This window comes from Mesomycoplasma ovipneumoniae (assembly GCF_035918255.1).
GTDB classification, from domain to species: domain Bacteria; phylum Bacillota_I; class Bacilli_A; order Mycoplasmatales; family Metamycoplasmataceae; genus Mesomycoplasma; species Mesomycoplasma ovipneumoniae_A.
The window spans coordinates 42,483-58,773 of the sequence record NZ_CP142136.1; the positions used below are offsets into that span (position 1 = coordinate 42,483).

Consider the following 16,291-nt stretch of genomic DNA (forward strand, 5'->3'; position numbering starts at 1 on the left):
TTAAAGCACAAAATATTTAATATCAACAAAAAAACCGCGAAGTTATTCGCGGTTTCTACTTTAAATTAACTTTATTTGACTAAAATATACAAATAATTTTTAATAATAAATTTATTAAGCCCACTTTTGTAAAGTCTAAACAAATATATTAAACATTAAAAACTACGGTTTGATATATACTTTCGGCATAAAATACCATGCAATTGAAGTTTTGTATTTGTTATAAACCGCTTCAATTGTATTTTTAATAAGTAGAACTGATATTTTATGTAAAAAAACTTGACTTATAATAATGGTGATGAGACTTAACGCATATGCTGTAAAGTGAATACTGAAATAAGTGGTTTTAATAGGCCAAATTCCAACAAATACTGTTAATATTGGTAAGGAGATAAATGAAATAAACATAAAAATCATTTGCAAAATAAAGAATCTATAATGAACTTGAAATAAAAAGTATTTTTTTTCTTTGTTAAATTCAATTTCATTAGGATAATCTTTCATATCACGAATAATCATATTAAAGATAGTAAATCTGCGTGGCTTTAACGATAATTTTTCATACTTTTCTTCAAATTGATTATTGGTTAAATTTATAGCTTCTTTTTTATATTTATTTATAAATACAACATACCTTATTCAAAAATGTGAAAATAAAATAGATAATGGCGTAATAAAACCCAAAATAACAATTTGGCTTGACGACGTTGAATAATTAATAAAGAGATCGCTGTTAGAGGTGGTGAATATAAGAAAACCTATTTCTAAAGGTAAAGTAATAAAGATAATAAATTTAACCACCGAGTTAAAAAAAAGATAATTAAAAAGAAGAGTTATTGCTTTCATTCAAAAATTAATATCCTCAAGAAAGTATTCTCCTCATATCAAAATCGTCAAAATTTATTATATTATTTCCTGATAATTCATTTATATTAGTTATTATTTTTCTAATTTTTTCTTTAAGCTCATTTTCTAAGGACGTATTGTTTGAAGTCTTAATTGTTCGAAAAACAGTTTTTAAATCATCAAGTTCCTTTGTTATTTTTTGTGCAACACCTAAATAATAAGGAGAATTTGATGAAGTTGCGACAATTGAAAGAACTAATTGCGTTACGGCGGCTCCGCCTCCAACTAATCCACCTATGATTCAACCAACAGGGCCTAATGCTGCTAGCGCAGGAAGAGCAGCGGCTGTCGCCACCCCAGTTGCTCCTGCCCCGACCCCAAAGGCGGTGGAATCACTGCTTGCTTTTTTAGATCATTCTAAATTTTGATCAATCACCCGTTGAATTCGTTCAATTCAATCTTCAATGGTAAGTCTTTGGAATTCGCTAAATAAAGCTCTTCTTACTCTTCTACGAGAGTTTTTACTTTTTAATTCTTGAAATTTTTTATAAATTTCGCTTGTAGATCGAAGTTTTTGAAAAGTTTTATTTTTTTGGTCTTGATTATTAAAAACTTTGCCTCTAAAAATATAGTTAAATTGTTTATAAGTAAACGAGTCAAGTGAATCTATTGAATTTCCAAACTCTCTTATTAACAAGTTTTTTGCGTCTTCATCTTGAATTTTGTCTAAAATATTAGCTTCAAGTTTAGAGATTAAATTTTTGAGTTTGATATCAGCATTTTCATAAGGCTGTGCAACAACAACATTGCCCAAACTCAAAAGATTGATTAGTTCTAGATTTTTCATTTTTATTTCCTCCGTGTTGTTATAATTACATTTAAAATTATACAATAATAATTTTAAGTTTTTTTTTTTTTTTTTAGGACAAATTCAATCAAAAATACTAAACATTTACTTGAGTTTTTGGGAGGCAAAAATGATAATTAATTTAGATAATGTTGATATAGCGAAAAATAAAGACGAGAATTTAATAAAGGTTGTGCAAGGAAGTTTTGCCCTGAATTCTTATGGGATATTAGAAAGAAAGCCTAATGATTTAGATTTAATAATTTTTTCTAAAAAGATTAAAAGTTTAAGGTTTCTAAATCAAAAACTAATGATTGAACTCAGTAAAAACAAAAATTTAGATGTAAAATTAAGCACACCTTTTTTTAAAAAACTTGGATTTAAAAATTTAGATTTAACTATCGAGATAATTTTGGCAAAGTTTTTAAAACCTAATATTTACAAAAAAATTAAAAAAAATCTTTATTTTGTAAAACCTGAATATGCTATTTTGGTTAAAATATTTCAAATTTCATCAGTTTTATCCAATCATTTTTTAGGGTCAGACAATCTAAATTTCCAAAAAATCATTATAACTTTACAAGATCTAAAAATTATTTTGAAAAATAAGTTGCTATTTCATAAAACAAGAGCATTTATTAGGAAAAATTTACTAAGCATTATTATTAATAATTTTATTTTTGATTTTTTTCTAAGAGACAATATAGAATTAATTTGATTTTCTAAAAATGCATATAAATTTGAATTGATAAATTCCATTGAAGGTAATAAGTTTTTGTCAAAAAAAATTAAATCACTTTTCTATTTAAATAAGAATTCAAGAAACTTATTTAATAATTTGATGGTTATAAATGACTATTTTTTGAAGAACAAATATAATATCATAAGTAAAATTAACTCGCTAAACAAGTCTAAAAACGTATTATCTTCAAATGAAATCTACTTGGAAAACGTAAATTTTTTCTTTGATAATTTCAAAATGATAAATAAACAAAATATAATTTTTTATTCAAAAATTTCACCAAATTGAGACACTGAAATTATAGAAATTAATAAGTCATTCCCCTTTATAAAAGTTTTCAAAGATCTATCGTTAAAATATAAAATTAACGAAAATTTAAACAAAAACCAAATTTTAATCTATTCTAGTAACAATCAAGAGTTTTTGCTTAATACTTTATATAAACTAGTTGTGCTTTTAGTCTTTATCTAATTAAAAACTTTTAATCTAATAAGTGTTGAAGCATTTATTTTGCAAAGCATCTCATTAATAGTTGATTCTATTAATGAGATTATAACATTCTTTTATTGATTATATAATAATTTAGGAATTAAGGTTATTTGTTATATAAAGGGTCAAGTTCCCACGCAATCTAAATTAATTTTTCAAATCTTTTAAATGGACATTTTAGAAAAAATAAACAAATATTTGTCACAAAGCATAAAAAATGACAGCCCATTAGCAATTTGAATAATTATTTTTTATTTATTTTTAAATAAATTGCAAACAAAGACTTATTAAAAGTTTTTGTGATTAATTCAATAGGATTGTCAAAGGAATTTGAAATCAATCTATAAATTTTCGATAAATTTCTATTGTTGTAAAAAATAAAAAAGTAAAAAGAAAAAAACAACAAAATAGTAATAGAAAAAATAATAACTAAAATGATTGTCAATAAATCAATATAATTTTTATCAACTTTTATAAGCGCACCTGTATCTCGGATAAAATCTATAGCAAAATTGTTATTACCAAAAACAAGAGTTAAGAAAATTTCGAGTAAAATAAATGTTAAAATTGAAAAACTAAAGCAAAAAGTTGCAAATCATAACTCAAATTTACTTATTTTATAAATAATTTTAGATAAAAATTGTTTCAATTCGGGGTTTATTTCCTTCCCCTGCAAGTAAGAAGCATTGTTAATTTTTATTAGTTTTCTTAAAATATCAACGAGAATTTGCAAATAATCACAAACCAGCTTCAACTATATAGTCTTGATACTCCCTGCTAAGCTGTTGTTTTTTATATAAAGAAAACAAGGTAAAAAAATTTCTGAAGATAATAATTGTTAGCGAAATAAAAATCAAATAGGAAGCTAGTCTTACGAGAAATAATCCACCGTTGGTATTTATAAATTCAATTTTACTAAATGAAATTATATATATAATTACTATTGTTAAATAAAAAATAAAAGGTAAGACAATAATATGGAGAAATTTTCTATTAAACAGTTCCAAATAGCGCATGTAGAATTTTTGGTTCATGTTAATTTAATTAATATCCATTATTTTTATAATTTAACATTATTGTATCTTATAATATTAAGTACAAGTTAAAAAACAATAAAAAATTTTACCATCATATAAATTAGAAGAAAAAATTTATAAAACCGATAGAATCAAAGCCATATATAAAAAAGTAATTGTCTGAATTTTTCTATTAATTTAGCTAAAAAATTTAGTAAGTTAGGATATTATTTTTCCTGTAAATATAAACATTTTTTATTTAGTATTTAATTTTTATTTATAACTTTTTAGGGTATAATTTAATTAGTTTTGTGAAAAAGGGGGTTTAGTATAATGGCAGTACCATGGACTCCAAACCCATCAGTGAAGGTTCGAATCCTTTAACCCCCGCCAAAAAATTATTTTTAAAATACGAAAGGTGACAAGATGCAAACAAAATTCAAGAACAAAGCATATAATTTAGTTTCATCATTAATACAGCCAGGAGAAAAACTAGAATTTACCGTTAGTGATATAAATTTTGATGTTGTTGACTTTAAAAATTTTGGAAAAACAACGCTAATTTCGATTTTTCCGTCAATTAATACCAAAATTTGCGATGAACAAACAACATCCATCCGTGATTTATCAAGGAAATATTCACAATTTAGATTTATTTCAGTTTCACTTGATCTTCCTTCTGCGATTGCTCAGTGAAAAAATGCAAATTTATCTGAAAATATGGAGATATATTCTGACTATCGTTTGCGTAGTTTTGGATTAGCTACTGGATTTTTAATTGATGATGTATTTTTATTAAATCGTGGTTATATTATTGTTGACTCTGAAGGAAAAGTTTTAGTTGTTGAACCTAATTCTGATGTTCACGATCAAATTAATTTTGAACAATTAGAAAAACATCTTCAAAACCTTTCATAATTTTCTTAAAAACTTAAAAATTAATTTTTATTTACATATTCAAGAAATGCACATTTAATTGTGTATTTTTTATTTATTTTTTAAAAATAAAAAAAGTGGTATAATTTATAAGACAAAATAAAATAGGAATAACAATGAATAACCTTACAAAAATTCCCGCTGACCTAATAAATGAACGCCCTTTTAAAGAAGGTGAGGCTTTTTGGTTAATTCAGGATTGAATTCCAATTTATGCCCTCACAGTCGTTCTGGGTATGGTTGCGTCAATTATCACAATTTATTTTTTCTGAAAACGCGAAGGTTACAAATTTGATCATTTAGCCGCGCTGATTTTTATCACAATTCCTATTTCTATTGTTGGAGCTCGTTTTGGATATATTCTTGAGCGTTTAGTGGTTGGTGATTTAACATCATTACAACAGTGATGAAATATTCGCCAAGGTGGACTCTCAATTCAATGAGGGGTTATTTTTCCAACTGTTGCAAATTTAATTTATGCTTATCGAAAACGGGCTAGTTTTGATTGACGAAAAGCCTTTTCTTTTATCTTGCCAGCCGTTTTAATTGGTCAATTTTTAGGAAGATGAGGGAATTTTACAAATCACGAAGTCTACGGATTCCTTGATCCTGAAGGTAAAACCGTAAATTGATTAGGTGATTTTATTCGAAAAAATATGTTTATTGCCGATAAGCATGCACCAAATGGTCAACTCCGTGTTCCATTATTTTTCTATGAATCGCTAACTTCGCTATTTGGTTACTTGGTAATTGTATGAGTTTTAAACCTTTTTTCATGGCTAAAACCAGGTTCAACAGGGGCGCTATACATTTTATATTACGGAATTGTCCGGGCTTCTATGGAATTTTTACGGCAAGAATCATATGTTTATTATTTTGTAATTGCAATTTTGATGATAATTCTAGGAATTTTGTTGTTTATCCGCTTTCAATTTTTCGCAAATTACTATGTAAAAATAGAAAACAAAAAAGTAAAAATAGCATTTTTTGAAAGATACACAAAAGAAAACAGACGCTATATTGGTTTGCCTTGAACAAGATGAAATCGTAATCTTTCTGAGCCTGCAAAATCAGAACCAAAAACTTTAGAGGCTTAGCCAAAATTGAAATTTTACAACGGAAAACATTAGTTTTTAATGTTTTTTATAATTTAATATTATATAATTATTTATAATCATTAACATTTTATTCTTAAGGGGTTTAATCATGGAAAATTATGATGTTATAATAATCGGAGCAGGACCAGCTGGACTAACAACCGCTCTTTATGCTTCACGTGGTAATTTAAAAGTTCTAATTTTGGAAAAAGGAGCTCCAGGTGGGAAACTTGTTTCACAATCTAAAATTGAAAATTGACCTGGAGATGAGTTTATTGATGGTGCATCTTTAGCGCTAAGAATGTATAAACACTCACTAAAATTCGGGACAAAACACCGTTATTGTGAAGTTGATTATATTGAGTCTAACTCTCCTTTTGACCATAAAGTTATTTGTAAGGATGGCAAAACTTTCACAGCCAAATCCGTTGTTGTAGCTTCAGGAATGGTCGAAAGAAAACCGTTAGATATTAAAAATTACCTTGATTTTGAAGGTAAAGGTGTTTCTTATTGCGTTGTTTGCGATGGTCCTTTTTATGCTAACCAACCTTCAATTGTTATTGGGGGTGGAAATTCCGCTGTTGAGGAGTCAAGTTTTTTAGCTTCAATAGCTTCAAAAGTTTATGTTTTAGTTCGTGATGATAAATTTATTGCCGAGCCACTTTTAATAGAAGAACTCAAAAAAAACAAGAATGTTGAAATTTTATTTAATGCTAGAGTTTTAGAACTTCAAGGAGAAGGCGCGCTTGAATCAGCAATTATTGATCACAATGGTGAGCAAAAAACACTAGAAATTAAGTCACTTTTCCCATACATTGGTTTTTTGCCAGCTACTAGTTTTTTACAAAAAAACCATAAAGAAATTCTTGACAAATTTAATTTTATTACAGTCGACAAATACGGACAGTCAAAAATTCCTGGGGTTTATGCTGTTGGTGATGTTGTTACAAAAGAAATTAGACAAATTGTTACTGCTGCAAATGACGGTGCAATTGTTGGTAAAATTTTAACCAATCGAATTAAGTAAAAAAAGGTCTCTATATAGTGAAAATAGTTAAGAAATTTTCCAAAACAAAATTTTTAACAAAAAAATCAAAAATTTTACTAGGGCTTACTTTAAGCGCATCATTTCTTGGTGTTTTAGGAATTTCAGTCGGTATTTCTTATGGTTTTGGCTTAATTAAAAAAAATTCTTATCAGACAACTGTCGAGGATTTAAATAGAATAATAACTAAAATTAATGCTCTTAGTTTTAATGCCCAAAAAGTTTCACCTTTTTCTACTTATGCCTCACTAAAAGATGAGTGAAAAAAAATTCAAGACTCAACAGATCAAGGTGATTTTTTTGATCTTTTTAGCCTTGAACATAAAAGATTGCAACCATATAAGTTGCCAAACGGAATTTGGCTTGAGTTTGTAGATGTCCAACCAGATGATGCCAATCAACAATTTAATGTTGAATTTTTGCTCAAAACTTATAATCACTCAAGAATTATAAAATCTGATATAAGAACTGACAAAATTTCTATAAGTCCTAATTCAACTTTTTTTCTGGAAAATTTTTACCAAGCACTCCAAATAAATCTTCAAAATATTAGACCATTTTCTAGAGGTGAACAAAATAAAACCTCTCCTAACATTTGACTTGCAAGTGATTTTTTAGCACAAGCAAATTCTGAGCAAAGCGCAGAAAGTTTTATCAAAAAAGTTCATGATTTTTTTGACTTTGACTTTGAGTCAATTTTAACCAACAAAAACTTTGCTATTAAACACGAAAATAAGTTAATTTTTCCTTACACAATTGAAATTATAAAAAATAATAATAACACTTGAGTCCAACCTTCGCAATTGCATTCAGATTTTTTGGAAATACAAGGTAAAATTAGTTTTACACAGGAAGCCAAAGATATATTTCCAAAAAATTTTAATACAAATATTACTAAAAATTTTACTTTTTTACTATTTGATTCAGCTAAAAATAAATCTGCTTTTGCTGATCCTAAAGTTTTTATACAAATTCCAAAACTATCAGATCTAAAAATTGATCAATTTTCACACGAAAATCAAGAAAACAAAGTTGATATTTCGCAAAAATCAATATTTTCAGTTTATAACTCTCTTAAATATAAGGAAAATACAAGTACATTAAAAACACCTGAAGAAGCAAAAACAGTCCTTAATTCATTTATTAATGCAGATTTACAACTTGATTTTAGCGATTATGCTGACTTAGATCCACAAATTAAGCAAAAATTTGACTTTAATATTATAGTTGACAAAATTTATCTAGATTCAGACGAGCAGTCATCGCTAATTCGTATACCTTTTGAAATTTTTTATCCGCTTAATGATGATGGTTCGGAAAAATTAACTAAAACTTCAGAACTTGTTTTAAGAAATTTCAAAAATTCTGAATCCCAAGATGTTTCTACATTTAACCCTAAAAATTTTAGTCAAATTCCAGTTGTTAATTTAGATTATTTTACTGATAAAAATCCAACCCAAACCTTTTCATCTTTTGATTATGTTTCAAAAGATGAAATTCAAAAGTTAATTGATTTAAATTCACATGAAGAAATTTATAATATTTTAACAAACTCTTCAAAATTTAATCTTAATTTTCCTGAAACTGAAATTTTAAATTCCTGAACTTTTAAGTATGATTTTCCAACTATTTCTGAGTTTTCCAAAAGAACTTTAACTCCAACAACACTAGAAAATAACACAAATACTCGTGCTTTTTTTGAAAATAATCAAGAATTTATGTTTTTTGTAAAAAATACTTTGGCCTTACCTAAAGAAGAAGCCCAAAAATACCTTAGAATTCTTTTTAATTCTCTTGCGGGTATAAAATCTGATACTTTTGATGACAAACAGGAAAGTTCTGGAACTCAAAGTCTTGATTCAACCCCAAAAAATGAGACTATTAATGAGACTGGCGCCCCAGAAGCATCTGAATTTCAGGAAGCAGAAACCGTAAATACTGAAACCAACACAAATTCTCAAGGTTCTCAAAATTCTCAACAACCTGAAAATCAAGAAAACCAACAACCAAACACAGAAAATCAAACTCCTGATACTAATTTAGCCCCACAAACCAAGACTATTAATGATAAAATTGTTTCAAATCTTCAAAATCAATATTTAATTACGGGATTTAACGACTTAATTTCTAAAATTGAGGCTTTAAACGAAAATGGACAGTCAAAAGCAGAATTAAATGCTCAAACATTTTCTGATTTATTTATAGAAACTTATAAAGATAATAATTCAGTTAAGCAGTTTGAAACACTTGGCGAAAATCTTTCTTATAAAATAGTTTTTCTAGCTAATCAAAACTCAGAACAAATCGATTCTGAACAGCAAAGTTCAACCCCAACACCAGTTCAAGTTGCCGATCAGGAGACTTCTGAAAACGATAATAATTCCCAAAAAGAGATTTTTACATTAGGTTATTATTATATTTTTACTTCTGCTACAAACAATAAAATTGTTTTTAGAACACCAATTAATTCATTAAAATTAGATGTTTTTAAAAGTCAAAATCCTCAAAGTGAAATCGAAACTTTGTCCAATGTTGTTTTAAATTTTCCACAAAAACTTTTACAATTAGAGCTTGATGAGTCTAATTTTTCAACAGCAGTTACATTTTCTAAAACTGCTCAGGAAGTTCTAACTTCTGAGTTTAATAATCAAGATAAAGATTTTAAACAAACATTAGAGAGTATTAAAAAACTTTTTGGTTTTTCTACTTTTGTTCAAATTTATCCTTTATTAAATGGCAATGGTCTTGTATATAAAAAAGATAATGTTTTCATTGATAAATTTGGAAATTTGAAAATTAGATTCAGTGTAAAAAATCTAGATTCTAGCGAAAAATCTCAAATTTTTATTCCAAACATTGTAGATAATGATCAAAATAATCCTGATAATTCAGTGCAAAATCCTTCTAGTCCTCAAGTTTCACCTTCGCCCCCAACCCCAACCACGCCAGCACAGACTCAACAATCTACAACTCAGAGTTCGCAACAGCAGCTTAAAAATAATCTAGACCCCTTTGCACCACAAGAAAATGAAGCAAAATATCCGCTTATTTTTACAGTAATTAAGCCAAAAAGGCAGTTAAATCGAAATTAGGAAAAAATGAAAAAAACTAAAATATTAAAAAAAGTTTCACACACCAGATCTTTAATGATTATGGCGACTTGGCCTATCGCAATTGGTGCAATTTTAGGTTTCTCCTATTTGACTTATTCGCTTGTTGAGTCAAAATATTTTGGTGTTGTCGATCAGCGAGATTTAGAGAAAACTGAAGTTAATCAAAAAGGGATTCAACTTTCAAATGAAGAATTTGAAAAAATTGTTGATCAAATGCAAATTGACGAGGATTTTTCTAAATATTCAGCCGAACAAATTCTCAATTTATCTCGTGATTCAGGGTCTAATTTTCATCTTACTACAATTTTTAATCTTTCCAATTTTAGTTCAAAATATCCTTTTTTAAAGCTTAATGTCAATCCTATTAATAAATCTGATGTTGAAAATGATGATCTAGTTACAAAAGTTGTTAATAATAATTTAATTAACGTTGTTTTTTCGGCTCATGATCAATTTACAAATAAAACTTATTCAAAAGTTCATTCAATTCGTGGCTTTAATGGCAAAGGTGACATTCCATTTATAAACTTTAATATTAACCAACAAAAGTCCGCTTTTATTTTACAAACAGCACAAATAAACCAAAAATGAAACGCATTTTCGCTTATTCAAGCACTAAATCATGAGTATAAAAATACAAAAGATGCTAAAAAAACTCTTGAAAAATTTGGTTCTTTTTTATTTTTAGACTCAAATGATAATTTAGTAAATCTTCCTGATGGCACCTATTTTGATTTTGAAACAGACTCATCTGGAAATATAATTTTTAAAAATATTGACGACTCAACGGGTAATTTGTGAATTTCTTTTGGGATTTTTGACTCAAATAAAAATAAAATTCGCACATTTGATTTAAAAGTTTCAAATTTATTAGATTATGCACAAGTTACAAATTATCTTAATAATTTAATTAAAACTAATGATGAACTTATCATCTTAAAAGACGAAAAAATTCAAGAAATTGTTGCAAAAAATGTATCTTTATCTACTTTTTTGGTGTCCCAAACTGACCATAACAGTCTCTTTGACATATCAAAATTACAAAATTTATTCACAAATTCCTCACCAAATTTCAATGTAAGATTGTTTGGGACAAATGTTCAAATGGACCGAGTCGGTGAAGTTGAACTTATGGTTCAAATCGATTTTAAAGCTAAAGAAATTGAAAAACTAACCCAAAATCAGTTAACTCCTGAAAATTTAAGTGTATCAAATTTACAACAAAGTTCACCTGTCCAAGAGAAAAAAATGCTTGAAAATCAGGTATCTTTATTTCAAGATGTTGGCCCAAATAATTCTGAAAATTCAAGTCAACAAAATTTAAATGATTCACAAACTCAAGAAAATTATCGTAAATTTAATTTTATTTACACTTTAAAACCTTTTACAAACTTAGCCCAAAGATATTTGGATTCTGTGATTAAGGATAATGATCTTTATATTGTTAGACAAAAGTTCAATTATTTAGATGGTGTTGAAATTATTAATAATTTAAGGTCAATTAACGCTACTTTTTATTCTTTTCAAGAGAATAAAAACACAAGTAAAGGCTTAGAAATTGTTAATTTAGAAAGCAGTCCGACTTATGATAGTCTAACTAGTCAAAGAGCAATTGTGACGTGATTTAAAGACTTTTTTAAAGATTCATTAACATTTCCGGCCTGAAAAAAAACTGATGAAAACGACAAACCTGAGGAAGTTTTAGCAAAAATTTTTGCTAAAATGAACGATATAATTAACTCTAAGCAAATTTTTTCATACGGTGTTAAGTATAATTTATTTTTTGAAAATTCTACAGGACAATTAACAATAACAATTAGTATTTATGACAGGTTTAATAAAATTTTAGGTGAAAAAGATATAAAAATAGCCGGCTTGTCTCCAACAAATCCTCAATTATTATTAGCTAAAGAAAATCAAGCAAGTTTTTTTATTGATGGATCTGGCGCATATAATTTTGACGAATCTAGTGAAAATAACTTATTTCACTCAGAAATCAGAGGTCTAAAATCAATTACAAACCCTCAAGTTTCACTTAGCCTTGACTCTTCAAAAATTTCCAATAAGAAAGTTAAACTTGTCAGAAATTCAGGAATTTTATATCCAAGTCTAAACGACATTTATTTAAAATTATTTTATAAAAGCGATGAAAATACTCAAAAAACTGTAGCTTTTGATGAAAATAATCCATTTTTTTATTCATTTTCAGTCCAAAATAACTTAGAACCTAATCAACATAAAATTGTCCTTAAATTTATTACTGAAGAAAATGGAGCTTCTGATCAACAAACAAATCAAGACGCTAATTTAATTTGAGTTAAAAAACTATCTAAAAAAAGCGATTTAACAAACTTAAATATAACAAATTCAGATTCAATTCCTGATGATACTCCAGTTTGGCTAATAGGTGTTTCAAAAAAGGCGGAAATTGAATCAACTAGCACAAATACAAACCAAAATGAAAAAATCATAGGTATTTTGCCTGTTGATGAAGGTCAATTTACTAATTTTGTTCTTTCCTACAATGGTCTTAATGAGAATTCATCTTCAAATTCAGGAACTCAAGCTCAAAATTCTCAAAAGATAATTGTAAAAATTGCAACTCCAAAATCAAAAAATCAACCCCAAATTGAACTAGAAAAAAACTTTTGATCTACTCAGAGCGCTTCTTCAGCAGGTTCAACTCCTCCAGCTGCTCCAGCAGCCCCAACGCCTTCAGCAACCCCAGCAAAAAATTTAACCCTTTATTTTGGAGACCTAGAAAACAACAAAACTTCCGAAAAATCAGAGGTTTTGTTTAGATTTTTTATAAAATTCAATAACCAATTTTCCAAAAAAGAAGATTTTGAAAAAAACTTTGCAACAGCATTAAAATAAAACTATTTTCCTTTTTCCAAATATAGATTATTTTGTTTATAAAACAATCTATATTTGGATTTTTTATTCCTGAGTTTCCCAGTTTGATAGCAAAAATTCACTTTTTATTGAATACAAATATGCAAAAATACCCGTAAATCCGGGTTTTTGACATAAAATCTTAATTTCCCGAGTTTCCCAGTTTTAAGGCAAAAATTCACTTTTTAGTGAATATAAATATGAAAAAACACCCGTAAATCAGTGTTTTTTGAACGTAAAACCTTAATTTATATTAATGTCATTTAATTGCATTTTAAGTAATTTTATGGTATAATTATAAATTATGAAAAAACAAAATAAAGATGGTTTTATTGAAGTAAACAAATTGTTTGGCAAAAAACCTAAATATTTTAAGGAAATTTCAAACATGAAATTTGAAACAAGTTATTTGGAAACAATCAATACTTTGATATCTTAATAAATTACTAATAAAATTGTAATTAACTTTTACCAAAAAAACTTAAAAAATTGCCTAAAACCGGATGCTTTTTTGAAATTACCTTATCAAACTGGGAAACTCAGGAAAATCTTAATTTTTATTATTTTAAAATTAACCTTTTGAAAAAAAAAAAAAAAAATGCTTGGTCTAAGAAAAAATTATGTTATAATAACATTCACTTAAGAATAAATTAATAAATTTGATATTGAATTAGGGAGGAATAAGTTATGTTTTTGGCACAATAAACTCAGATAATGCCATTTTTTCCATTATGGCTTTAAATATTAATGGAATGCCTTAAATTTAACCGTTTAGAAATCTATAAATTTAAGCCTTTTTTATTGTTCTTTCAAAACTTCATATATTTTTTTAGGCTCAATGTAAATAAAAATGAGTTTTCTTTTTACATTGAGTTTAAATAGTAGTTGTATTTTTTTGTTAGATTTTAAATTTAGTGTTTTTGGTTTGATAGTTATTTTTCTTGAGTTTGCCAAAAAAGTTAAAAAAGCGCCTAAAACTAAACTCAAACAAAAAAGCCAACACCTTAGTGTTAATTTTTTTTGTCCTGGTTTAAACCAGACACTTTTTTAAGATTATCTCATCAAACTGAGAAAACCCGGGACTATTTTTCTTTTTCCAAATATAGATTATTTTGTTTATAAAACAATCTATATTTGGAATTTTCTGTTATTTCTTTTGTAACTATTTTTTGAGCAATAAAACTTTCTATATTTTTTTTGATAAATCTTTTGATAGGACGAGCGCCAAAATTTTTATCATAACCAGAGTGAATAATTCAGTCAATAACAGAATCATTAAAATCTATCTCAAAATTATTTTCTAACAATCTTTGTTTGAAAATATCAAGTTCTAAGTTGATAATTTCAGAAATTACCTCGTGATTTAAAGGGTTAAAGACAATAATTTCATCAATTCTATTAATAAATTCAGGTTTTAAATATAGTAATAATTCATTTTTGATATTAGATTCGTCAATTTTTTTACCCTCAAGAATTTTATTAGCGCCAATATTTGAAGTTAAAATAATAATTGTGTTGCGAAAATTTACTTTTACAGATTTGCTATCAACAAGCTCGCCGTTATCAAGAATTTGTAAAAAAATATTAATAACTTCAGGATGAGCCTTTTCAATTTCATCAACTAGAACAATTGAATATGGATTTTGTCTAATTTTGTTAGTTAAAATTCCGCCTTGTTCAAAACCAATATAACCCGGAGGCGCCCCGATTAGCTTAGAAACGCTATGTTTTTCCATATATTCTGACATATCAAGGCGAATAATTTGATTTTTATTGTCAAATAAATTTTGGGCAAGCGCACGGGCAACTTCAGTTTTTCCAACTCCAGTAGGACCTACAAACAAAAAGGACGCAATTGGTCTTTGTTCATCATTAATTTTTGCCTTAAATCTTAAAATGGCCTCTGAAACTGATTTTAAAGCTTGATTTTGTCCTTTAATGACTTTTTTAAGATTTTCTTCTAAATTAATATATTTTTGACTTTCGGATTCTAAAAGTTTGCCAATTGGAATTTTAGTTCAATTTGAGACAACTTTTGCAATATGATTTTCATCAAGAACGTTCGAAAATTCAGTCTGTTTTTCCTTTAAATTTTGTAATTCTTCCATAATTTTAGGAATTCTTACATACTTTATTTGCGAAGCGCCCTGATAATCGCCTTGGTCCATTAGTGTGTTTTGCTTGTGTTTCAATTCTTCAATTTTTGTTGACAAATTTGCAATTTTTGAAGCTAAATTACGCGAGTCGTTTCATTCCTTTTGCATTTGGTCAACCTGATTTTCAACCTCAATTATTTGTTTTTTGAGATCTTCATTGTCCGAATTTGTCGAATTAATTTCCATCATTTTCAAATTAATTAATTCGCGCTTTGCTTTTTCTAGTTTTTCTGGTTGGTAATTAATTTCAACTTTTAAAGAAGCGGCCGCTTCATCGACCAAGTCAATGGCTTTATCGGGCAAAAAACGATCAAAAATATATCTGTTTGCCATTTTTGCAGCAAAAATCAAAGCTGAGTCAAGAATTTTCACCTGGTGAAAATTTTCAAATCGCTCCTTAATTCCGCGCAAAATATTGATTGTATCAACAACTGAAGGCTCTGAAACCTCAACTTTTTGCATTCTTCGTTCGAGAGCTCCATCTTTTTCGATATAAAGTCGATACTCAGAATTTGTTGTTGCGCCAATTAATTTAATTCCACCTCGAGCCATTATTGGTTTTAAAATATTAGCAAAATCCATTGAATCAGATCCAGATGAACCTGTTCCAATTAATAAGTGAATTTCGTCAATAAAAATAATAAGTTCATCAGATTTTTGTTCAATTTCAGTTAAAATTGCCTTAATTCTTCGCTCAAATTCACCTTTATATGAGGCGCCAGCAAGAATACTTGTAAGGTCAAGTTCAAAAATTTGCTTATTTTTTAAATTATCAGGAACTTGTCCTGCAATTATTTTTAGCGCCATTCCTTCAACAATTGCTGTTTTTCCAACACCGGGATCGCCGACTAGAACGGGATTATTTTTTGTCTTTCTTGACAAAATTTTTATAATTCTTCTAATTTCAGAATCTCGCCCAATTACAGGCTCGATTTTATTTTCTTTTGCTAATTTAGTTAAATTTCTTGCATATTTTTCAAGATTTTCGAGTTTAATTTCCATTTTTTCTTCCTTATTTTTATTTTTTTTACATTAATGCAAAAACAATTATAACATATTTTTGTCACTCGTGGCAATAAAGTGCCAAATTTTTTTTATTTAAAGTAGAA

Annotated in this window: 11 protein-coding genes and 1 tRNA gene; 8 read left to right on the forward strand and 4 right to left on the reverse strand. The window is 27.3% G+C overall.

Going from position 1 to position 16,291, the window contains the following annotated elements; all coding sequences use genetic code 4:
- Positions 1-162: 162 nt before the first annotated feature.
- Both U3G01_RS00185 and U3G01_RS00190 read right to left on the reverse strand, forming a co-directional pair.
- Positions 163-846: a hypothetical protein gene (locus U3G01_RS00185; RefSeq protein ID WP_255030828.1), complete on the reverse strand. Its 684-nt coding sequence runs from the start codon at positions 844-846 to the stop codon at positions 163-165.
- Between the two features lie 7 nt (positions 847-853).
- Positions 854-1,693 carry a hypothetical protein gene (locus U3G01_RS00190; protein WP_255030830.1) on the reverse strand — a complete coding sequence of 280 codons (840 nt, stop codon included), beginning with the start codon at positions 1,691-1,693 and terminating at the stop codon, positions 854-856.
- A 130-nt stretch (positions 1,694-1,823) separates the two neighbouring features.
- On the opposite strand from U3G01_RS00190, the gene U3G01_RS00195 reads away from it, so the two are divergent.
- A complete protein-coding gene (locus U3G01_RS00195) occupies positions 1,824-2,906 on the forward strand; it encodes a hypothetical protein (RefSeq protein ID WP_255030831.1) in 1,083 nt (360 codons plus the stop codon).
- Positions 2,907-3,168: 262 nt separating this feature from the next.
- On the opposite strand, the gene U3G01_RS00200 is transcribed toward U3G01_RS00195, so the two are convergent.
- Positions 3,169-3,678, reverse strand: coding sequence for a hypothetical protein (locus tag U3G01_RS00200; RefSeq protein ID WP_255030833.1), 510 nt, complete (start codon positions 3,676-3,678; stop codon positions 3,169-3,171).
- A gap of 581 nt (positions 3,679-4,259) precedes the next feature.
- On the opposite strand from U3G01_RS00200, the gene U3G01_RS00205 reads away from it, so the two are divergent.
- The 7 genes from U3G01_RS00205 (at position 4,260) to U3G01_RS00235 (ending at position 13,465) form a co-directional block, all read left to right on the forward strand.
- Positions 4,260-4,333, forward strand: a tRNA-Trp gene (locus tag U3G01_RS00205).
- Between the two features lie 33 nt (positions 4,334-4,366).
- Positions 4,367-4,858 (forward strand): peroxiredoxin, encoded by a 492-nt coding sequence (locus U3G01_RS00210; protein ID WP_010321223.1) that lies wholly within the window; start codon positions 4,367-4,369, stop codon positions 4,856-4,858.
- A 134-nt stretch (positions 4,859-4,992) separates the two neighbouring features.
- Positions 4,993-5,973 (forward strand): prolipoprotein diacylglyceryl transferase, encoded by a 981-nt coding sequence (locus U3G01_RS00215; protein WP_255030835.1) that lies wholly within the window; start codon positions 4,993-4,995, stop codon positions 5,971-5,973.
- A gap of 109 nt (positions 5,974-6,082) precedes the next feature.
- Positions 6,083-7,000 (forward strand): NAD(P)/FAD-dependent oxidoreductase, encoded by a 918-nt coding sequence (locus tag U3G01_RS00220; RefSeq protein ID WP_255030836.1) that lies wholly within the window; start codon positions 6,083-6,085, stop codon positions 6,998-7,000.
- Between the two features lie 17 nt (positions 7,001-7,017).
- Entirely contained in the window at positions 7,018-10,110 is a 3,093-nt protein-coding gene (locus tag U3G01_RS00225; protein ID WP_255030837.1) for a P97 family adhesin, read from the forward strand.
- Between the two features lie 6 nt (positions 10,111-10,116).
- The gene (locus U3G01_RS00230) at positions 10,117-13,008 is read left to right on the forward strand and encodes a P110/LppT family adhesin N-terminal domain (RefSeq protein WP_255030838.1); all 2,892 of its coding nucleotides are present in this window, start codon (positions 10,117-10,119) and stop codon (positions 13,006-13,008) included.
- 322 nt (positions 13,009-13,330) lie between these two features.
- Entirely contained in the window at positions 13,331-13,465 is a 135-nt protein-coding gene (locus U3G01_RS00235; RefSeq protein WP_282861175.1) for a hypothetical protein, read from the forward strand.
- Between the two features lie 643 nt (positions 13,466-14,108).
- Here the strand turns inward: U3G01_RS00235 and U3G01_RS00240 are convergent.
- Positions 14,109-16,184, reverse strand: coding sequence for an ATP-dependent Clp protease ATP-binding subunit (locus U3G01_RS00240; protein ID WP_255030839.1), 2,076 nt, complete (start codon positions 16,182-16,184; stop codon positions 14,109-14,111).
- Between the last annotated feature and the right edge of the window lie 107 nt (positions 16,185-16,291).